This window comes from Mycoplasmoides genitalium G37 (assembly GCF_000027325.1).
In the GTDB taxonomy this organism is placed as follows: domain Bacteria; phylum Bacillota_I; class Bacilli_A; order Mycoplasmatales; family Mycoplasmoidaceae; genus Mycoplasmoides; species Mycoplasmoides genitalium.
This window is the reverse complement of sequence record NC_000908.2, coordinates 1-22379: the sequence shown is the minus strand read 5'-3', so window position 1 is coordinate 22379 and position 22379 is coordinate 1. Positions and strand designations below refer to the sequence as shown.

Here is a 22379-nt window from a genome sequence, read left to right as displayed (position 1 = left end):
GCATCCTTAGAGTGTTAATTATAATTCTTGCTTTATTCAAAAAGCTTTAAGAGTTCTTCATGTGAAAGAGATTTAAAGAAATTTACATCCTCAACCAAGGTTTTTTTAACAAGTTCTTGTTTCTGATTCTGAACTTGACAAACTCGCTCTTCAATAGTATTTTTAGCAATAATTCTATAAACTTGTACAGTTTTACTTTGACCAATACGATGTGCTCTATCAGTTGCTTGATTTTCAACAGCACTGTTTCATCACACATCAAAATGAATAACAACTTCAGCAGCAGTTAAGTTAATACCAACTCCACCAGCTTTTAAAGAAGCTAGCATCACACAAGGTTCTTTAGCACTATTGAACTTCTGGATAATAGTGTTTCTATTCTTCACAGTTTTTCTACCATCAAATACCAGGTGATCAATCTTTTGATTTTTTAAAGTTTGCTTAAAACAATCAATTACATCTAAAAATTGAGTAAACAAAATAACTTTGCGTTTATTTTCAAGTGCTTCATAAATAATGTTTAAAGCTGCATTAGCTTTGGAATTATCTTCAAAATCATTAACATCATTGTCTTTAACTAAGCTACAAATATGCCTTAATTTCAAGATTAAACTAAGGATATTTAAAGCATTTTTAGCATCACTTTCTTTAATCTCCTTCAAACCATCTGTTTTTTGTTTATCATACAGTTTTTGATGTTCTTCACTAAGTTCAACATAGATATCAGTAATAATTTTTTTAGGTAGTTCTTTTAAAACTTTATTTTTAGTCCTTCTTAAAATAAAAGGACTCGTTTTTTTCATTAATTTTTGAAAGCTTTCATCATTTTTTTCTTTTTCAAATTGATCTGAAAACTGTTTTTTATTACCAAGGAAATTTGGTAAAACAAAATCAAAACAAGATCAAAGATCAAGCAAACGATTTTCAATAGGAGTACCGGTAAGTGCTAAGCAAAAATTACCTTTAATTTTTTTAGCGGCTTTTGTTACAGTAGAATTTTCATTTTTGATTCCTTGTGCTTCATCAATTACTACATAATGGAACTTTTTTTGAGATATTCATTTAATATCACTTCTTAAGACATTAAAACTCATTAACAAAATCTGATTTTTTAATGATTCATATACCTGCGAGCGTTCTTTAAAATTGCCATTAGCAGTAACTATTTTCACATGAGGTGCAAACTTTTGGAACTCACTTTTTCAATTTAAGAGTAAGGATGCTGGAACGATAATTAAACTAGGTAAAAGTGATTTTGTTGATTGATAACTATCCAGCATTGCAAAGATCACTTGAGCAGTTTTACCTAACCCCATTTCATCTGCTAAAATTCCACCAAACTGATTATCTTCTAATGCCCTTATCCATTTAACTCCTTCTTTTTGATATTTGCGTAAGTTATTAATTTGGTTATTATCTAACGAAAGATGAAATTGATTTTCACTAGCTATTTTTAATTGTAAGGCTGTTTTTTCATCTAATAAATTAGTTACATCAGTGTATTTACTAATAGTATCTACAACTTCAAACAAGTGGTATTTAGCAAGAAGCAAATTGTTATTAGCATCACAAGTAGCATTTCTTAAGTCAATTTGACTCCAAAATGAAATTAGTGCTTTAGCATTTTCATCGTTCAAATCATATCAACCATCTTCACCAATACAAATAGCATTACCCTTATAGTAGTTACTTAAAACACTTTTAATTAACTTTAGATCTATCCCGCCAGCTTTAAATTCAATTTTTAGTTGTCTATCTTCAATTTTTAAAGCTTTAATATCACTTATTGAAAAATGTAACTGTTTGTAATTTAAGAGATTACTTGTAAGTTTCAATTCTGCTAAATCAATGGTTTTGTAATCATCAAAAACAGTTTTAAAAAGCGCAATTTGATTCTTATCTTTAATGGGAATGTTTTCAAATCTTCTTAAATAATCTATTTGAAATAATTCTTCATAAAACCTTTGTAGTGCTTGTTCATAAAAAAGTAAACGGTTGAAGTTTGATGTATTAGTTTTTTGAGCTAAGTAATAGCGATGGGGGTAAACAGTTGTTAAAGTATTGCTATTTTTATTCTTATATTTAAAAAAAGCATCAGTTATAAACTTGTTTTTTTGTGTATTAAATTCAATAGTCAAAAACATCTTAGGTAGATATTCACTTTCCTTAACAATAACAACATCACTTTGAAAAAAGATGTTTTTAAAACCATTCATTTTTAAATGGATTAAAAAATGGAAAAATAATGTTTCTCCAAAAGCAAGTTTATAGATGTTAATGTTGTATGGAAATTTAAAATCAGTGAACTTATTAAGATAAGCTAAGCGTAAAACAATTTGCTTAGTTTTTTCATTGTAGGATACAAAATCAAAAACCTTATTATTTAAAAAACCACAAACGTGGCTTAATCCATTGATTTTATGTTGACTTCTTAAGAAAAGAATATTGTCAGTTTTATCCTCATTTAATAAGAATAATGAAGGTTTTTTAACTTCCTTAACTAGGCTTAGGAATTGATCTAAATTAAAAAGCAAACTGTTATTTTCATATTGCATTTGCTTTGTTTTATTTAGCTGATCAAAAATTAATAATGTTTGTCTTTCAACACTATTAAATTTATCTAAAGCAATCCTGAAAAGTTGTTCATCTTCAGTATGTAGAAAATAAACATCTTTATTATCACAACAATAAAAACGTAAAGCAGTTGTATTAGTTTGAACTTTATCAATATTAATTACAAAACCTATCTTTAATTTTCAGCTGCCATTAACAATTGCTAAGCTAACATTTTCAATTAGAATTTCAACTTCTTTGCACTCTAATTTATCGGCTTTATTAAGGTCAAATTCTTTGTTATCTTGATTTTTTAGATCATTATATTTCAAAAGCGCTGCAATTATATGAACGCAATTTTGCTTATCATTAGAGCAACTACAATCCAAGTGTGCAGCAGCGGTTTTTAAATTAATTTGAACCTTAAAAACCTTACCATCTAATACTTCAATAATGATCTTCTTTCGCTTTAAGAATTTTTTTGGAAAAATAACATTACCTTTTTCTAAAAGCGCTTTTGCTTCATTAAATACCTGATTATTTAATGCAAGTTTTTTAATTTCAGCAACAGTCATTAGAATTTATTAACGAACCGAAGATTGTTTTAAACGTGCATAAAATCCATTTTGTTTCATCAGCTGATCATGATTACCCATTTCAAGTACTTTACCATCATTAATAACCATTATTAATGTTGCATCACGAATAATTGAAAGACGATGAGAAATTATAAAAGAAGTTTTATTTTTCATTAACCTTCCTATTGATTCTTGAATTAATTTTTCTGAATGGACATCAACTGAACTAGTTGCTTCATCTAAGAGCAAAACTGGAGCATTACGGATTACTGCTCTGGCAATTGTTAATAATTGCCTTTCACCAACAGAAAGATAATCTGCTTTATTGGAAATATAAGTGTCATATCCTTTTGGTAAACGCATGATGAAATCATGAGCATTAGCAGTTTTACATGCAGCGATAATCTCATCATCAGTAGCATCCTGTCTGCCTAAACGAATATTTTCTTTAATTGTGCCGCTAAATAAGAATGAATCTTGTAATACTATAGAAATCTTTTCTCTTCATGCTTTTTTAGTTACATCACTAATTTCAAAGTTATCCATATAAATCTTTCCTTCAAAAGGTTTATAGAATTTCATCAATAGATTAATAATAGTTGATTTACCAGCTCCTGTAGGACCTACTATTGCAACTACATCTCCATGTTTAACACTAAAGTTAATTCCTGTTAAAGTAGGTTTATCTTTATTGTAACCAAATGCTACATTTTCAAACCTTATATTACCTTTAATATCAGGTAATTTGTCAATAGTAGCAGTATCTTTCTCTACATTAAGATCTAATACCTTAAATACTCTTTCTGCACTAACAACCCCTAATTGAACTAAGTTTCAAAGGGTAAAGATTTGATCTAATGCTAAAGTTATTTGCCTTAAAGAAGCAATGTAAGACAACATGAATGAATAGTTAATAACACTAATTCCAAATGAAGGAATAGAATTAACACTAAAAGCAGTAGCAATTGATATAGAAACCAGATAAGTAATATTTGATATAAAACCAAACCAAGAAAAAAGAAAGATCGAATATGTATTCCCTCTTACAGTTGGTTTGATCATTGATTTGTTGTATTGATCAAAATCCTTAATCATTATCTCTTGCAACTTCAAGACATGAACAACCTTATGATTAGTTAAAACCTCTTCAATATAACCAGACATATCACCCAAATTATTTTGTACTTGACTATATGAAGTTTTTGATTTCTTTAGAAAGGCAAAAGAAAAAGTAATTAATGTAGCTAAAATTGAAAGTGAAATAAGTGCAATAACTGGGCTTAATAAAAATATTAATACTGAGGTTGTTAAAATATTAAACAAACTTTGAATAGCTTGTCCACCAGCTTGAGTGAATAGGTTATCAATGTTATACATATCATTAGTTAACCTACTCATAAGATCACCATTATTTTGCGTATCAAAAAAGCTGGTTGACATACTCTGCATTTTTAAATATGCCTTTCAACGCAAAGTAGCACATGTTTGTTGGTAAAGTTTAATCCCTACATAGTTTTGCGCTACATTAAATACAAAGATTAATGCATAAGCTACAAAAACAGTTACGCTCACAATTGTGAGCCTAATGAATACATTTAAATTTGTTGGGTAAATTAATGAATATATTGAGTCAACAGCACGACCATTACTACTAGTAATAGGAAAAATAAAACCAAGACCTTGTGCTAATAAGATAGGGTTAGCAATTCCATATAAAATACCAAGAACTATACACAAAAAAACATAAAGTAATTTATAACTTCAACTTCCTTCCATTGAAGTAATTAATCTCTTTAAAATCTTTCAAGAACTTGGTTTTACACTAGTTAACTGCATCAAAATCACCTCCCAAATCTTTTTGAGATTCTTTCATCTTTTGATAAAGTGAACAATTTTTCATTAGCTTTTGATCACTATCAAAACCAACAATTCTGCCATTATCAATTACCAAAATTTTATCTGCGTGTTTAATTGAATTAATGTTTTGACTAATAATGATTTTGGTAGTTAGCTTTAAATCATTTTCAATATTTTCTCTTACTTTTTTTTCAGTTAGAGCATCAAGAGCACTCATACTATCATCAAAAACTAAAATTCTTGGTTTTGTAATTAAAGTTCTTGCAATAGCAACTCTTTGTTTTTGTCCACCAGATAAGTTTTTACCTAACTGTTCAACATTGTGATCATAACTATCAGAAAACTTTTCAATAAAGGTGTCAGCGCAAGCTATTTTAGCTGCGTTTTTCATCGCTTCATTCTTTTGTAAATCAGATTGATTCTTTCAATCACTTCTAGTTTCAATACCAATTTTTATATTAGAAGAAATTGTTCCTTTAAAAAGGATGTTTTGTTGGAAAACAATTCCTATCATTTCTGATAGATATAAACTGTCAATAGATTGAATTTTCTCCCCACCAATGAGAATTTCACCCTCATTAGGCTCATATAAACCACCGATAATGTTAGCAATTAAAGATTTTCCAGAGCCTGTAGGCCCAACAATACCATATGTTTTATATGCTTCAAATTTAAAACTAAGATTTTGTAAAAAATTGTTATTGTTCTTATTGCCAAGACCAAAAGAGATATTTCTAAACTCCAAGGTAGGTAATAATTCTTTTTGATCTTTATTTGTAATAGTTTTTATTTCAGGCTGAGATAAAATATCTTTAATTCTGCCTAGTGCAACTCTAGAACGATTAAAGTTCACCATTGTTAAAGAGGTTAAGATAAACCCTAAAACAATGTAAAAGTTATATTGGAAAAAAGCAAAGATATTAGGTCTAATAGCTGCATCCTGCGGTAATGGGTCAACTGAAACACTACTATCTAATTGAAAAACTAATAGTAGAGCAATAATAATAGTTAAACTGCTTAAAAAAAAGGTAAATGGAATGTTAAGTGAGTTTATAAATAAAGAACTTGTACTATTCTTTTTTCATCCTTCATTTGCAATCTTAAATTTGTTATTTGTAAAGGAATGAAGATTAAAAGATTGAATTACTTTATAACCTGAAACATCTTCTTCTACTCTTTCATTTATCTTATCAACTGATTTTTGATTTTCTTTAAATAAAGGAATAGATTTACGGTTTAGAATACCAATTACCAAAAGAATCAAAGGAAAAGTAATTAGTAAAGATATTGACATATCTTGATTTGTAGTTACTGCAAACACTAATCCACCTATAAACAAAAGCGGAGCACGAATAATTAGCCTTAAAAAATCAAAAGCAATTACCTCCATCAAATAAACATCATTTGTTAATCTAACTAATAAAGTAGAAGAACCATAATGGTCATGTGATGGGGTTGTGATTCGCATTAATTTTGCAAAGATCTTTTTTCTTAATAGAAAAGAAGTGTTTGCTGAAACATAACTTGCACAATAAATAGATATTAGACCAAAAAAAAGTCCACATAATGCAAGTAAAATAACTGTGGTTGCTAAAACTATTTGCGCTTCTCTTACATTAGCAAAATTAATATTAGCCCCACCAATAAAATCAACTGAAATTGTCTTTCCGCCTGACTCATCCTGTTTTAATTTATCAATTGAAAACACAACTGAAATAGCACTTGCTAAAAAAGAAGGAATGATTAAATCAATCACTATCTGAGCGAAAGTGAAAAAAGGAGCGAGAATTAATGCTGTTCTTATTTTATTGTTAAATTCTTTTAAAACAAGCCCCATAAAATTAGCTGTTTTGATTATAAAAACTGTTAAAATTCGAGGGGTATTTTGGTTAAATTAAAATTGTTATAATAATTAGTTAAATACCCTTAGGATTATGCTTGGAAGTATAGCTCAGTTGGTTAGAGCACACCCCTGATAAGGGTGAGGTCGATGGTTCAAGTCCATTTACTTCCACCAATAATGGGGATGTAGCTCAACTGATAGAGCACCTGATTTGCACTCAGGAGGTTGAGGGTTTGAGACCCTTCATCTCCACCATTAAAGAATTCCAACGTCTAACTTACCTTTGCATAAATAAGAAGTTAGACGTTTTGTTTTATATTAGGCAAAATAAGATGTCATTTGATGGAAAACTAAAAGCGCAATCAATCTTAGAAACTTACAAGAATTTTGATTGATCAAAATGTAAGTTAGTGATTATTCAAGCTAATGATGATGATTCATCAGACAGTTTTATTAAACAAAAACTTATTGCTTGTAACACTGTAGGAGCAAAAAGTGAATTAATTAAACTATCTAATCAAATAACTCAAGCAGAGTTAATAGAAAAAATAATTAGTTTAAATCATGATGTAAATGTTACTGGTATCATTTTGCAATTGCCAGTTTATCCACACTTAGATAAAAACTCACTACTAGAAGCAATTAATCCTTTAAAAGATGTTGATGGTTTAACAACTAATCATTTGGCTGAAATTAAACCTTGTATAGTTGAAGCTATAATAACACTAAAAGAACTATTTAACCTTGAATTTAATAATCAAAAAATTGTTGTGGTAGGTTTGGGAATAACTGGTGGCAAACCTATTTATGAATTTTTAAAAACTAGTGGTTATAAAGTTCAAGCATGCGATAAAGATACTCCAAATACATTTGAATTGATTAAAAGTGCTGATATAGTTTTTACTGCTATTGGAAAATCTCATTTTTTTCAAGCTAAAAACTTTAAAAAAGGAGTTATTTTATTTGATATAGGTGTTTCAAGAAACAAGCAAAATAAACTTTGTGGTGATATAAATCCTGAAGGCATTGAAAAAAAAGCTAGATGATGAACTAAAACGCCTGGCGGTGTTGGCCCTTTTACAGTTTTAGCAATAATAAAAAATCTTTGAATATTGCATGAAAAAAATAAACGTTGTTTACAATCCAGCATTTAATCCAATTAGCTCTAAATTAAATCAAACTCAACTTTTAAAAAATGCTAGTGAAGAGTTAGATATAGAACTAAAATTCTTTACTAGTTTTGATATTAATACAACTAAAGCAAAAGCAAATTTACCCTTCATATCCAACAAAATTCTTTTTATGGATAAAAATATTGCTTTAGCTAGATGACTAGAAAGCAATGGTTTTGAAGTAATTAACAGTTCAATTGGAATTAACAATGCAGATAATAAAGGACTTAGTCACGCTATCATTGCACAATATCCATTCATAAAGCAGATTAAAACACTTTTAGGACCTCAAAATTTTGACAGGGAGTGAAATCCAGTAATGCTCGATGTTTTTATTAATCAAATAAAACAAAGTATGGAGTTTCCTGTTATTGTTAAAAGTGTTTTTGGTTCTTTTGGTGATTATGTTTTTTTGTGTTTAGATGAACAAAAATTAAGAAAAACTTTAATGTCTTTTAATCAACAAGCAATTGTGCAAAAATACATTACTTGCTCTAAAGGTGAATCGGTAAGAGTTATTGTTGTGAACAATAAAGTTATAGGTGCTTTACATACAACTAATAATAGTGATTTTCGTTCTAATCTCAATAAAGGGGCAAAGGCAGAACGCTTTTTTTTGAATAAGGAACAAGAAAATTTAGCAGTTAAAATTAGTAAAGTAATGCAACTTTTTTATTGCGGTATTGATTTTTTGTTTGATCAAGACAGATCATTGATCTTTTGTGAAGTAAATCCTAATGTGCAATTAACAAGAAGCTCAATGTATTTAAATACTAATCTTGCAATTGAGCTTTTAAAAGCAATTTAGATTAATGGGAAAAATTAAATTAAAAAACAGAAAAGCATTAGTTGTTTATGACAACAAGGATGATTTTGAAAAAAATCAAACATTTGCTTTAAGTCTAATCAAGGAATTACAAAAGAAAAAACTAAATGCTGAAGTCTTATTACTTGAAAATAAAGACATTAATTTCGAAGCTAAAATTAATGAAGCTGAATTGATTTTAAATCGTTCAAGAAAAGTAGATTTTTTAAAAACCAATAATCAAATAAATACTTTTTTAGTTAATCCTTTTAATGTTGTTTTTATAGCAAACGATAAATACGAAACATATAAATGATTAAAACAAAATAGATTTCTAACTGTCAATTCTTCTCTTCTTAGTAAAGAAACAATCAAATCATTTCCTGTCATCGTTAAGAAACGTAATTCACACGGTGGAAAAGATGTACATTTAGTTAATAGTGCTGACGAGATCAAACATTTAAACATTGAAAATGCAACAGAATGAATTGTTCAACCTTTTTTATCAATTGGCACAGTTGAATATCGTGCTTATATTTTGTTTGGAAAAATAATTAAAGTTATTAAAAAAATTTCTAATGCTAATCAATTTAAAGCTAACTTTTCACAAGGTGCTGAAGTTTCCTTGTTTAAATTAAAGTGATTTACTAAAAGAAAAATAAAGAAAATAGCTAAACGCCTAAGGGAAGGTTATTATGCTATTGACTTCTTTTTAAATAGATATAATAGGGTTATTGTTAATGAAATTGAAGATGCTGCTGGTGCGAGAGCTTTAGTTCAGCTTTGTCCAGATTTAAATATCACTAAAATAATTATCAGAACAATTATTAGTAAATTTAAAAAATTCTTAAAAAAGAAGTTGATTAGTTAAAACCGCTGATCAATTTGAGTTGTTTAATAAAAACAAATCATTTCAGTCTTTTGCGGCAGCTTTAATTTCTATAACTTTTGTTATAAATCCTTGCTTAGTTAGATATTCTTTTAAATTTTTTGCTCCATTCTTTCCAGCTAAATCATTATCAAAACAGATAAAAATCTTTTTAATCTTTTTTTGTTTTAATCATTGAACTTGTTGATTTGAAATAGTCAAACCACAAAGAGGAAGAGAATTTAATATACCTGCTTTGCGAAAAGCTAACCAGTCAAAATCACCTTCAACAAGATATATGCTATTGTCTTTAATAACTAATTCTCTGAGTCCTACAAAAGCTTCGCTCTTTGAAGGAGGTTTATTAAAAGGTGTATATAAAAATTCCTTTTTATAACTAACTTTTCTGTTTAGAAAACCAATTAAATTACCATCAAAACTGTATAAAGGTAAATTTAATCATTCTTTATTTTGTAAATAACCAACACCACCCCCAACTTTTAAAAAATCTTGTAAATTGAATCCACGCCTTTTTAAGTAATTAACTGCTCTGCTATATTTAGATTTAGATTGATTTTTTAAGTTTTTATGATAAACAAAAAACAATTCGTTTAATCTTTCAGTTCTAACATCCATTTGTTAAATAAATTGCTTTATTTAACTTTTAATGTCAAAATAATTTTTTTGCATTTTTAACAATAATTCGCTTCATTTCAGCAATTTCTATTTTTTTTATTTCAGCAACAGTGCTAACAGTATGAACTACATATTCAGGTCAGTTAACTTTGCCTCGAAAAGGAGAAGGGGTTAATCACGGTGAGTCAGTTTCACTTAAAAGTAATTCACTAGGAATAATCTTTAAAGCTTCATGTAATGCTTGAGCATTCTTAAAAGTAACTATCCCTGGGATAGAAAAGAAGATGTCAATATTTAAATCTTTTAATGATAGTAGCTTTTTAGCAATATTTATATCTTGACTGAAACAATGAAAAATCACAGGTTGAGTTGGCTTTAATCTTGTTAATATTTCATAAATTTTTTCATGAGCATCACGAATATGAAGCATGTGAACCAATTTATTAGTTTCAGCTATTTCAAATTGCATCTCAAAGAATTTGTTTTGCAATTCAATAAATTCTGTTGTGTAGTGATAATCAAAACCATATTCACCAATACAACTTATGAAATTTCTGTTATTTATTAATAGTTCATTAAGTTGTTTTTTTGTCTTTTTAAAATCAACTAAATGAACATCATTTGGATGGATACCTATGGTTGCTTTTAAAAGATCAGGATATTTTTTAGCTAATTCAACAGCAATTTTAGAATTATCCAAATCTGTACCTACAACATTTGCTTTTAAATTAATTAATTTGAAATTAGCGATGCTTTTTTCAATTTCACTCAGTAAAGGTTCACAATTTAAATGACAATGTGCATCAAAGTATTCCATTATTTTCCTAAACAAAAATTATTAAAAATTTCATTAACTAAATCAAAACCTACATCCTTACCTAGTAGTTTAAGAATATCTTGTTGAGCTTCTCTTAGATGGGTAACTAAAACATCGAAAAATAAATATTTTTTTTGTTGCTTTAAAAACTGTTCTAATTGTTCTTTAATTTTTTCAATTAAAATTTGCTGTCAATTTTCAATCAGATAGATTTTTTGATCTATTTTTTTATAAAACTCGTTAATATATTTAGTTAATAAATCAACTAATTCTTTAATATCTTTTTGCTTTGCAGAAATACTATTTTCAAACTTATTTGTAATTAAATCTTTTTTGTTATAGAAAACAAAAAAATCCTTTTTATTTTTCTTAAAAAAACTAATTAATTCAAGATCTTTCTTTGGATGTGTTGCATCTAAAAGATAAATAACCAAATTAGCTTGCTTTATAGATTCAAAGCTTTTTTTAATTCCTGCTTTTTCAAGCCCACTTTTATGTTTACGGATACCTGCAGTATCTAAGATCTTGATTAAATAACCATTTAAATTGAAATCCCCTTCAACAACATCGCGTGTACTACCTTTAATATTTGAAACTATCGCTTTATCTTGATTTAATAAAGCGTTGAGTAAAGAAGATTTACCTACATTAGTTTCGCCTATAATGGCAATTTTAAAAGGATCGTGAAGTTTTTTGAGTTGTTTACTATTTTCAATAATTCTTTTAAGCTTTTCAATAATCAATTTAACTTTATTATTTAAAGTTGATAGTTCTACTTGTTCATCAAGATATTCTGGATAATCAATGTTTACTTCCATTTGCATTACTAATTGATTAACTTGTTGAGCTATTTGTTCTAATTGTTGATCCATTTCACCCGCTAAATTATTTAAGACTATATCTTTAACTAATAAGTTAGGAGATAAAATCAATTTATTTACAGCACTAGCTTGTTGTAAACTCATTTTTCCATTTAAAAAACTCCTTTGGGTAAATTCACCAGGTTTGGCATAAACACCTCCTTTTTTTAAAAGAAGTGCGCAAATTTCATTAACGATCAACATGTTACCATGACAAGAAATTTCAATTAAATCTTCTCCTGTATAAGAATTTGGAGAGACAAATTTAAATAATAGCACATCATCAATTCGCTTATTGTTTTCATCAACTATCCATGTGCGTTGAATTTGCATCCCTTTTCTTGTTATTTTTTTATTAGTTATCTTGTTTAAAATCTCATAAACATCAGGACCAGAAAACCTAATAATATGTAATGCACTATTAAAAGGTGCAGTTGCTAGTGCAAAAATATTAATTTCGCTTTTCATAACTATCAACTAACTAAATTAGCAAACAAAGTGGATTTTGGAGGATTATATGGCAAAACTTTTAAACAATTAAACAAAATTGATTTTTTATCTATATTTTCAGTTTTATTAATTATTAGAGTAATTAACTGAGCAATTTCACTATTAGAAAAATCTCTAAAAATTTGTCAAGCATGATAAATTTGTTCTGTACCTGTTTTTTTGTTTAAACATGCATCTAAGATAATTTTGAAACGGTTAAAACTTCCATTTTCAATTGCTTCAATTTGTTCATCTACAGTAAAAAAACTTGTAATAATTTCTTGATCATTTTTGCTTACTTTAAAAGGAACTTTACTAGCTTTTTTTAAAACTACTTTCTGTACTCTACTTAAAAAAGTGGAAAGAATTAAACTTTCATTTTTAGTTGTAAAAATACCATAACTATTTATCGGACTATCTTCAACTAGTCTCAATAAACTATTTATAGAATTACTGCTTAATTTTTCAATTTCTTCAATTAGATAAATATTTTTATTGTTTACACTTGTTCTTTCACGGTTAAAAATTCTTGCTAACTGAAGGGCATTTTCTCTTTTGAAAGGATTAATTTGATCAAATCAATATAAGCTGTTGTATTTATTATTGAGAATTTCCAAACAGTTTATACACTTTTTGCAACCATTTTTGTTTTCACAAACAATACTAGTAAGATAATTATCAAGAAAAGGTTTTAAGAAACTACCTTTTCTTTGAATGATTAGTAATGCGTGGGTTGTTGTAAGCATCTTGTTAACAATTCAATAAATTTCTCTAGGTGTTCTTGTTTATTATCACCATTAATCAAGAAACAGTTTTTTTTATCAACTAAGCTTAAATAATAAGAACGAACTGTATCAAAATCATTCTTTCCTTTAATAAATTCATCAAGAAGATTATCATTACCACGCTTTTGCATCCTTTGTAATGCTTCTTTAAAATTGCAATCCAAAATAAAGGTAAAGTTTGGCATCATATTTCTTAACGCATGATGATTAATCTGTTTTACTGTATCAATGCCTATTTTTTTGCTTAATCCTTGGTATGCAAAACTAGAGAAAACAAATCTATCTGAAATAACTAGTTGTTCTTTTTCAATTGCTGGTTTAATTAGCTTACTGATATGTTCAGTTCTAGCTGCGGCAAACAAATAAGCTTCAGTTAGAGGTTCCATTGTTTCATTTAAAAGAAGTTGACGAATTTTTTCAGCTAACAAAGTACCACCAGGTTCTCTAGTATAAGTAAGTTGATAGTTCAAAAACTTAGTTGGATAAAGTTTTTTAAAACCTTCAATTAAAGCAGTTTTGCCCGCTCCATCAACTCCTTCAATAACAACAAAAACACCTTTATTCATAAATTACTTGATTGTGTCAAAATCAAGGTATTTTTTTAATGCTTGTGGGATAAGAATTTTGCCATCTTTTGTTTGAAAATTTTCTAGAATTGCAGCAAAAATTCTATCAATAGATAATGCTGTTCCATTTAAAGTAGCAACATAACTGTTTTTACCGTTGTTAATATCTTTGTAACGAATCATAGCTCTTCTTGCTTGAAAATCACCACAAGATGAACAAGAAGAAACTTCACGATATTCATTGCTAGCTGCCATTCAAACTTCAAGATCATATGTTTTTTCAGCACTAAAGCCCATATCACCAGTACATAACAATAACCTTCTAAAAGGTAACTTAAGTGCCTTTAAGATTTGTTCAGCATCTCTAACCATTGCTTCCAATTCATTGATAGCATTTTCAGGTTTACAAAACTTAACTAACTCAGTTTTTTGAAACTGATGCAATCTAATAGTTCCTTTGGTTTGTTTACCAGCACTACCCGCTTCTTGACGAAAGTTAATACCTGTTGCAGTGTAGTATTTAGGTAAATCTTCTTCATTAAAAATTTCATTAGCATGTAAATTGATAAGTTGTACCTCTAAAGTTGGAGAAAGATAATAACGGGTGTTTTCTAGTTTAAAAACATCATCTTTAAACTTAGGTAGTTGTCCGGTTGATCTTAAACTTAATTCATTAATAACAACTGGCAGGTTTCATTCTTGATACTTGCTTTTATTAAGGTCAATCATTAGATTAGTTATCGCTCTAAGTAGTTTAGCTGCTTTATCTGTATATGCAACAAACCTAGTTCCACTAATCTTAGTAGCTTTATCAAAAGCAACTAAATTTAACTTTTCACATAACTCTCGATGTGGTAAAGGTTTGAAATCAAAAACTGGTTTTCTCCCTTCTTTAAGAAGTTCTAAGTTTGCTGATTCATTTTTACCAACAGGAACTGATTCATGAGCAATATTAGGAAAATTTAGAAGTAAATCTTGACTAATGTTTTGTGAATCTTTATAAGCATTATTTAAGTTTTCAATCTTCTGCTTAAGTTCTTTTGATTCAGCTAATAGCTTTTTATTATCTTTTTGCTTAGCAACTTGTTTTGCCAACAAGCTTTGTTTTTGGTTAGCAAGTTCAAGTTGTTGCAAGTTTTTGCGCATTAGTTTATCAGTTTGAATAAACTGATTTAATAATTGCTCATTTACATTTCTTTCTAACAGTTTCTTTTTAAAGAAATCATAGTTATTGCGTAATTTGTTTGGATCCAACATCTTCTAGTTGCATTTCTTTGTCTTCTAACTCTTCTTTAAAGATAGTTACTCTTTCTAAACGTTCATTATCTTTTAATCTAATTAACTTAACACCAGAAGTGTTTTTACCTTGTTCTGAAAGTTCTTGTAAACTGGTACGCACAATTTTACCAGCAGAGGAAATCATTAAAAGATCCTCATTACCAAAAACAGTGGTTGTTGTAACAACAGGGCCTGTTCTATCAGTAACCCTTAGAGTTTTAACTCCCTTAGCATTACGTTTTGTGAGTCTATATTTATCTATGCTCGTTAATTTACCTATTCCATTTTGACCGACTGATAAAAGTAAGCTACCGTTGCTTGAAGTTGATAGTCCATTAACAAATTCTCCTTTATTTAAACTGATACCAAATACACCTCTTGCTGTTCTTGAAAGAACTCTGAGTTGATTTTCATGGAAGCGAACAACAAATCCATTGGTAGAACCAATAAAAATCTCATCATTTCCGTGGGTTTTAATTACTGAATACAAAGTGTCATTATCATCAAAAGATATAGCCCGCTTACCATTACTTAAGATGTTGATGAATTCATTCAAGCTCGTTCTTTTAACAATTCCATTTTTAGTACAGAAAAAGAAATAACCATCATCATAGTTATTAACAGATAACAATGAACAAATTCTTTCATCCTTTTCAATTTTGATTAAGTTAACAGCGGGAATACCTTTATTTGTTCTAAAACCATAGGGAATTTGATGAGCTCTAATTCTATAAACCTTACCCTTATCAGTAAAAAATAATAAGTCAGAGTGAGTTGAACAGACCAATAATTGACTAATACTATCATCAACATAAGTAGTTAGCCCTTTAACCCCAACTCCACCACGATGTTGAAGATTATAAGCATCAACTCCAATCCTTTTTAGATAACCATTTGTAGACATAGTTATCACTACATTCTCAACTTTTATCAATGATTCATCATCAATTTCCTCAGAGATATCATAGAGAATTTCACTTCTTCTTTCATCACCAAACTGATCATTGATTTTTTGCAATTCCTCTTTGATTATTTTTAGCTGTAATTTTTGATCAGCTAACACTTTCTTACAAAATTCAATTGAATCTTTTAACTCTTTTTGTTCAGTTTGAAGTTTGTTAACTTCAAGTACGCTTAAGCTCCTTAAACGCATGTCAAGAACTGCTTTAGCTTGAATTTCATCAAGCTTAAACTTTGTATTTAATGTATTAATTGCTTCCTGGTTATTTGCTGATTTTTTAATAATTGCAACAACCTCATCAATATTTAAAGCAGCAATTAAAAGTCCGCTTAAAATGTGATAACGTTCTTGTTGTTTATTAAGCACAAACTTTGTTTTTCTAACAAGAACATCAATTTGATGATCAAGATATACTTCCAAAGCTTGTTTCATGTTGAGAAGTACAGGAGCTCCTTTAACTAAAGCAAGCATATTAACAGGGAAGCGTACTTGTAATCTTGTTGATTTAAAAAGTTGATTTAATAAAACTTCAGGTACAGTGTCGCGTTTTACTTCAATCACTAACCTTATTCCTTCTCGAGAGGATTCATCACGGATATCAGCAATTCCTGAAATCTCTTCAGCTTTAACAAGTTCTACAATCTTTTCAATTAAGGTAGTTTTGTTAACCATGTAAGGAATTTCAGTTACAACTAATGCACTTCTTGTTTGCAATTGTTCTATCTCAACTTTAGAACGAATTACTACATTGCCTTTACCTGTTTCAAAGTAGCTTTCAATTCCTTTTGTGTAGATAATGTTAGCTCCTGTTGGAAAATCAGGTCCTTTAATTACAGTTAATAATTCTTGAAAAGTGCATTGAGGATTATCAATTAACATGATTAAACCCGCAATTAATTCAGAGAGATTATGGGAAGGAATAGATGTTGACATTCCAACTGCAATCCCACTAGAACCATTTGCAAGTAAGTTAGGGAAAGCTGCTGGTAGAACAGTTGGTTCTTTTTCCTCACCATCATAATTAGCAATAAAGTCAACTGTATCTTTATCAATATCTTTTAAAAGTTCTGCTGCAAGTTTAGATAATCTTGCTTCTGTATAACGTTGTGCAGCAGGTCTATCACCATCTATAGAACCAAAATTACCATGACCATCAATTAAAAGGTATCTTAATGAAAAGTCTTGAGCCATTCTTGACATGGTGTCATATATTGCCATATCACCATGAGGGTGGAATTTACTCATTACATCACCAACAATCCTCGCAGACTTTTTAAAAGGACGATCATGGTGCATGCCACCAATATAAGCACCATAAAGAACACGACGATGAACTGGTTTAAGTCCATCTCTAGCATCAGGTAAAGCACGAGCAACAATAACTGACATAGCATATTCCATGAATGAACGCTCAAGTTCATTTGCTAATGAAATACTTTTGACAGTTGAATTGTCTAAGTTTTCACGAATCTTATCTACTTGATCTTGTTGCTTTGCCATTTATACTAACCAAATTAAATATCAATGTTTTTAACACTACGAGCATTTTTTTCAATAAATTCTCTTCTTGGGGGAACTTCATCACCCATCAACAGTGAAAAAGCTTTATCAGCAATAGAAGCATCTTCAACAGTAACTTTTAACAATGTTCTAACCTTAGGATCCATTGTTGTTTCTCACAGCTGCAATGCATCCATTTCTCCAAGTCCTTTATATCTTTGTAACCCAAACTTTACGTTAGGGTTTTGACTTTTTCACTGTTCAAGTTGAACATCAGTGTGCATGTATAAATCCTTATGGGAATATGACACTTTATAAAGTGGGGGTTGAGCAATAAAAATATTGCCTTGTTCAACCAAAGGATACATAAAGCGAAAAAAGAAAGTTAAGAGAAGTGTTCTTATGTGTGCACCATCAACATCAGCATCTGTCATGATCACAATCTTGCTATATCTAAGTTTTTCAAGTTCAAAATCAGGTTTAATCCCACAGCCTATTGCCATCACTAATGCAGAAATTTCTGCATTATTAAAGATTTGTTCAAAGTTAGATTTTTCAACGTTTAAAATCTTTCCTCTTAAGGGTAAGATAGCTTGAAAATAACGATCTCTTCCTGTTTTAGCAGTGCCACCAGCACTATCACCCTCAACAATGTAAAGTTCACTAATCGAAGGATCTCTGGTTGTACAATCAGCTAATTTACCTGGTAATGAACCACTATCAAAAGGTGATTTACGACGAGTTAACTCCCTAGCCTCTTGACTTCTTCTTCTCGCTTCTTGAGCTAAAAGTGTTTTTCTGATGATAGCGTTTGCTTCTTGTGGGTTTTCTAACATGAAGCGTTCAAAGATTTCACTAACAACACTATTAACTAAAGGTCTTACCTCAGTATTACCTAACTTCTTTTTAGTTTGTCCTTCATATTGTGGGTTTGGGTGTTTAATGGAAATAATAGCAGTTAATCCTTCACAAACATCATCACGGTTAATCTTTTCATCACTATCTTTTAGGAATTTATTTTCAACAGCAAAGCGATTAATGATCTTAACAAGTGCATTACGAAAACCTTCCACATGGGTTCCACCTTCTGTAGTATTAATGTTGTTACAAAAACTGAAAATTGATTGGTTGTATGTTTTGTTATATTGAAAAGCAACTTCAACCTTTACTGTGTAGTTTTCATCACGATTAACAGCTTTTACAGTTTCAGTTTTTTCATCAGCAATAACTTCATTAAAAAGTGGTTCTTTTTCGTTGTTTAGGTGGTGGATATATTCAACCAATCCCCCATCATATTTTCAAGAAAAAGACTGTGGGTTTTGTTTACGATTATCAACAAAGTCAATTCTTATTCCCTTGTTTAAAAAAGCTAATTGCTGGAGTCTGCTTACAATTACAGTTTGTTTGTAATCACTCTTTTCCATTACAGAGAAATCAGGAACAAACTCAACAATTGTTCCATGCTCTTTTTCAGAGTTACCTTCTTGGACCAAATCTCCAATTACCTTTCCTCCATCGCTAAAGCTGAGAAAATACTTTTTATTTTGACGAAAAACTCAAACTTTAAAAGAAGAACTAAGCGCATTAACAACTGATGCACCAACACCGTGTAAACCACCTGACACTTTATAGCTATCGTTATCAAATTTACCGCCAGCGTGTAGAACTGTAAAAACTGTTTCAACTGTAGAACGATTAGTCTTAGGATGGATATCAACAGGTATCCCTCTTCCATCATCCTCTACACGGGTAACAAAATTATCTTCAAGGGTAAGCTTAACAAAACTGGCAAAACCTCCCATTGCTTCATCAATTGAGTTGTCTACTATCTCTCAGATCATGTGATGCAAACCTTCTTCGCCAGTAGAACCAATGTACATTCCAGGGCGTTTTCTAACAGCCTCAAGTCCTTCAAGGACCTTAATGCTACTAGAGTCATAGATATTTGCTTTGTTATTTTCTTCCATTAAATAAACAGTACAGAAGCTTTTGCCACAAACTAAATTTATGGCATAACAAATAATTATAACACATTAAAAATGAAAGGTTTTTTAATCAATAAAGTGCTGAGTTTTATAGTTAAAAACGCCCTTATTAGGATTACTTTGTTTATCGTTTGGAACAAGGAACCATAATTTAGATTTATCGTTCTCAAAAAAGCTTGAAAAAATACGCAGTCTTTTGTTTACTTTATTAACTACTTTCATTCTGACAATTAAGTCACCTTTTCATCCTAAAGCTCTATTACCTTTATTGAAAAATTCAGCAATTTCACCATTTTTTATATCTCAAGATAAGCGAAATGAATAGTTTTTATAAATTTCATATCAGAGTTGATTTGGAAAATCATTATTAATAACTTTAATTTTTAAAGGTAGGTTAACAACATCTCTATCTCTTATCTCTCTCTGTGTGAGCTCAAGTTCAACATTAATATTGAAATAACGCTTAGCTTCAATTCAACCAAAATAGTTATATTGCTCTTTTATAACTTCAATAAAATTTTTATTCTGTTGACAAGCTTCTTTTACATCTCTTCTTTTCAATAAAGATTTTTCCAATTGATGATCTATTTTGCCCTTGCTGTAAAGCTGAAAAAAAGCTAAAGAAACATCTTTATCTAAAAAGGAAGCATATTTGTTTTTTGTAAATGGAGAATAAAAGAAATCTTCATCAGATGAAAAAAAATCAAATTCTCAGTTCTTACGAAGTTCGAGTTCTTCCATGAAATTTTCATGTCATCTAACACTAATATCTAAATTTTTGATGCGATTTTGAAAATCATTAACTTTCAGCATTGAATCATATTTTTCCTTTTGGTTAGGATCACTTAATATTGAATAAGCATTATTAATTTCAACAAAAGTTTGCGAACCTAATTTATTTACATCAGGGTGATAACGCTTTGCTAATCTTTTATAAGCAATTTTTATTTCTTTTATTGATGCTGTAGTTGGTAGTTCTAAAAGATCGTAAAGATTCATTATCTTGAAGGAACCAATATTTGCTTAAGTTCAGGTTCACTTTTAGAGGTTATCAAAAAATACTTACTATTTCCTTGGAAATCAAAATTTATTTCATTTGATTCAAAAGACTCTATGTGATCTAATAGAGAACTTGGGTTAAAAGAAATATTAAGTTTATAACCTTCAAATTTAAGACAAGAAATTTCCTCAAGAGAATTTCCGATATTATTAACAATAGCTCTTATTTTTAATTCAGAACTGTTAATTTGCATATCGCATAAAAAAGTTCTTTCATTTTGAGCCAAAGTTTGAATTCTTTGAAGTGCATCTTTTAATTCATTTTTTTGAACAACTATTTTAGTTTCAGGTTCAAATTCAAAAAAGTAGTTTACCTCTGGAAATTTTTCATTAACCGATGTGTAACTAATCATAAAGTTATCCATTGAAATCAACATTTCTGTACTAAAGCTATCTTTATTATCTTTTCTGTAATAAAAAACAATAGATTTATCTTCTTCAGGATTAAAAGAATTAATGAAACTAAGTAAATTACTCTCCAAAATGAAATCAAATGGTTCTGTTTCTTGCTTTATCTCAAAAACAGATAGTTTATAAGTGTCAGAAGCTTCTAAAAATATTTCTTTTCCATTGGATCCATTGAAATTTACTCCATTAAATTTAGAAGATATTTCACGATTATTTGAAACTGAGTGAAAAATTTTTTTAATGCCTTTTACTAAAAGTGAATAATTTATTTTGAATTGATTAAATTCACTTAAATCGTTTTTTTCATTAAACCTTATTCTTGGAAATTCATTCACATTAATTGTGTTTAAATTAATACTTGTTTTTTTTGTTTTAACCAAAAGTGTTTGATCTTTTTCTTGAATAGTAATAATCTCTTCTTTTATGCCATTAATAAGATCGTTAAAAATTTTTCCTTTAACAATTAAGGAGCCTTGTTCAAGAATATCAATATTTTTATTTAAATTACATTTGACAGAAAAGTATTCATTGTTAGCATAAAAGTTTATTTCTTTTTCTTTTGCCTCTATTAAAAAATATGAATGATGTGGTTTTATTTTGTTATTGGAAATAATAACGTTATTCATTTTTTTCAAAATTTTATTCAATTCACTTTTATTAATTAATATTTTCATTTTTGATTAAGTATTAATTTCTGGGTTATCAAGGGTTATGATATTTATTTCTATTTTTTTATTTTCTTTAATATCTATTATTTATTATAAGAACTAAAATGTCTATAATTTTGTTCATAAAAAGCTTATAATTAAGCATAAATGCTTAATTATAGTAATAATTAATACTCTCTAAAATAGATACTATTATATATAACAGAAATTAATGATATTTTACATATGTACTATGTACATATGTAATTATTACTGCTGAAAATAATCAGTTCAATTGATTAAATATGTTTCAGATAAATAAAATTTTTTTAATCTGATTATTTATTATTCTACACATAGTATTAACTTAGTATTATGTAGAAATATTATTATGGTATTTTCCTAATACTATATTAGTAATTATTGATACTAGCAATATTATTCTAGCATATTGTAATAATATTGTTATTAGTATTACAGTAATATTTACTTAATACATAAGTAGTATTTATTAAGTATTAAAGCAATATAAAATTAGTATTTGTCTAATATCTAAATAATACTTATCAAGTATTTTAATAATATTATATATGTATTGATTGAATATAATTTAACAGTATTAAGGAAGGTATTTAACTATGTTAAATACTATAATAGTATTTTTTAAATACCTTAATAATATTGTTAAAAGTATTAACTAAATAATAACTTA

16 protein-coding genes and 2 tRNA genes are annotated in these 22379 nt (G+C 28.5%); 5 read left to right on the top strand and 13 right to left on the bottom strand.

What is annotated here, in order from left to right; all coding sequences use genetic code 4:
* Positions 1 to 32: 32 nt before the first annotated feature.
* The 3 genes from MG_RS00090 to MG_RS00080 are packed head-to-tail and all read right to left on the bottom strand — an operon-like array spanning position 33 to position 6825.
* On the bottom strand, positions 33 to 3128 hold the full coding sequence (locus MG_RS00090) for a DEAD/DEAH box helicase (protein ID WP_010869292.1): 3096 nt from the start codon (positions 3126 to 3128) through the stop codon (positions 33 to 35).
* Positions 3129 to 3137: 9 nt separating this feature from the next.
* A complete protein-coding gene (locus MG_RS00085) occupies positions 3138 to 4907 on the bottom strand; it encodes an ABC transporter ATP-binding protein (RefSeq protein WP_010869291.1) in 1770 nt (589 codons plus the stop codon).
* 46 nt (positions 4908 to 4953) lie between these two features.
* Positions 4954 to 6825 (bottom strand): ABC transporter ATP-binding protein, encoded by a 1872-nt coding sequence (locus MG_RS00080; RefSeq protein WP_010869290.1) that lies wholly within the window; start codon positions 6823 to 6825, stop codon positions 4954 to 4956.
* Positions 6826 to 6928: 103 nt separating this feature from the next.
* Here MG_RS00080 and MG_RS00075 point away from each other — a divergent pair.
* From MG_RS00075 to MG_RS00055, 5 genes are all read left to right on the top strand, one after another.
* A tRNA-Ile gene (locus MG_RS00075) sits at positions 6929 to 7005 on the top strand.
* Between the two features lie 5 nt (positions 7006 to 7010).
* Positions 7011 to 7086: transfer RNA gene (locus MG_RS00070), tRNA-Ala, on the top strand.
* Between the two features lie 77 nt (positions 7087 to 7163).
* On the top strand, positions 7164 to 7985 hold the full coding sequence (locus MG_RS00065; protein WP_009885972.1) for a bifunctional 5,10-methylenetetrahydrofolate dehydrogenase/5,10-methenyltetrahydrofolate cyclohydrolase: 822 nt from the start codon (positions 7164 to 7166) through the stop codon (positions 7983 to 7985).
* Positions 7948 to 8811 carry a RimK family alpha-L-glutamate ligase gene (locus MG_RS00060; protein ID WP_010869289.1) on the top strand — a complete coding sequence of 288 codons (864 nt, stop codon included), beginning with the start codon at positions 7948 to 7950 and terminating at the stop codon, positions 8809 to 8811. Before MG_RS00065 ends, MG_RS00060 begins: the two co-directional genes overlap by 38 nt.
* A 4-nt stretch (positions 8812 to 8815) precedes the next feature.
* Positions 8816 to 9679: an ATP-grasp domain-containing protein gene (locus tag MG_RS00055; RefSeq protein ID WP_009885973.1), complete on the top strand. Its 864-nt coding sequence runs from the start codon at positions 8816 to 8818 to the stop codon at positions 9677 to 9679.
* Here the strand turns inward: MG_RS00055 and MG_RS00050 are convergent.
* The 10 genes from MG_RS00050 to dnaN all read right to left on the bottom strand — a co-directional run bounded on the left by MG_RS00050 (position 9656) and on the right by dnaN (position 21694).
* Positions 9656 to 10312 carry a DNA primase-like protein gene (locus MG_RS00050; RefSeq protein WP_010869288.1) on the bottom strand — a complete coding sequence of 219 codons (657 nt, stop codon included), beginning with the start codon at positions 10310 to 10312 and terminating at the stop codon, positions 9656 to 9658. The genes MG_RS00055 and MG_RS00050 overlap by 24 nt on opposite strands.
* A gap of 28 nt (positions 10313 to 10340) precedes the next feature.
* Complete coding sequence (locus MG_RS00045) at positions 10341 to 11129, bottom strand: TatD family hydrolase (RefSeq protein ID WP_009885976.1); 789 nt, start codon at positions 11127 to 11129, stop codon at positions 10341 to 10343.
* The gene (mnmE, locus tag MG_RS00040; RefSeq protein ID WP_010869287.1) at positions 11129 to 12457 is read right to left on the bottom strand and encodes a tRNA uridine-5-carboxymethylaminomethyl(34) synthesis GTPase MnmE; all 1329 of its coding nucleotides are present in this window, start codon (positions 12455 to 12457) and stop codon (positions 11129 to 11131) included. The genes MG_RS00045 and mnmE overlap by 1 nt, the downstream gene beginning before the upstream one ends.
* Positions 12458 to 12459: 2 nt before the next feature.
* Positions 12460 to 13224: a DNA polymerase III subunit delta' gene (locus MG_RS00035; protein ID WP_009885556.1), complete on the bottom strand. Its 765-nt coding sequence runs from the start codon at positions 13222 to 13224 to the stop codon at positions 12460 to 12462.
* A complete protein-coding gene (tmk, locus tag MG_RS00030; protein ID WP_009885557.1) occupies positions 13197 to 13829 on the bottom strand; it encodes a dTMP kinase in 633 nt (210 codons plus the stop codon). Before tmk ends, MG_RS00035 begins: the two co-directional genes overlap by 28 nt.
* Positions 13830 to 13832: 3 nt before the next feature.
* Positions 13833 to 15086, bottom strand: coding sequence for a serine--tRNA ligase (gene serS, locus MG_RS00025; protein WP_010869286.1), 1254 nt, complete (start codon positions 15084 to 15086; stop codon positions 13833 to 13835).
* On the bottom strand, positions 15058 to 17568 hold the full coding sequence (gene gyrA / locus MG_RS00020; protein ID WP_009885559.1) for a DNA topoisomerase (ATP-hydrolyzing) subunit A: 2511 nt from the start codon (positions 17566 to 17568) through the stop codon (positions 15058 to 15060). The genes serS and gyrA overlap by 29 nt, the downstream gene beginning before the upstream one ends.
* Positions 17569 to 17582: 14 nt before the next feature.
* Positions 17583 to 19535, bottom strand: a complete 1953-nt coding sequence (gene gyrB, locus MG_RS00015) for a DNA topoisomerase (ATP-hydrolyzing) subunit B (RefSeq protein ID WP_009885560.1) — start codon at positions 19533 to 19535, stop codon at positions 17583 to 17585.
* Between the two features lie 84 nt (positions 19536 to 19619).
* The gene (locus tag MG_RS00010) at positions 19620 to 20552 is read right to left on the bottom strand and encodes a J domain-containing protein (protein WP_009885561.1); all 933 of its coding nucleotides are present in this window, start codon (positions 20550 to 20552) and stop codon (positions 19620 to 19622) included.
* On the bottom strand, positions 20552 to 21694 hold the full coding sequence (dnaN, locus tag MG_RS00005; protein WP_009885562.1) for a DNA polymerase III subunit beta: 1143 nt from the start codon (positions 21692 to 21694) through the stop codon (positions 20552 to 20554). The genes MG_RS00010 and dnaN overlap by 1 nt, the downstream gene beginning before the upstream one ends.
* Positions 21695 to 22379: the final 685 nt, after the last annotated feature.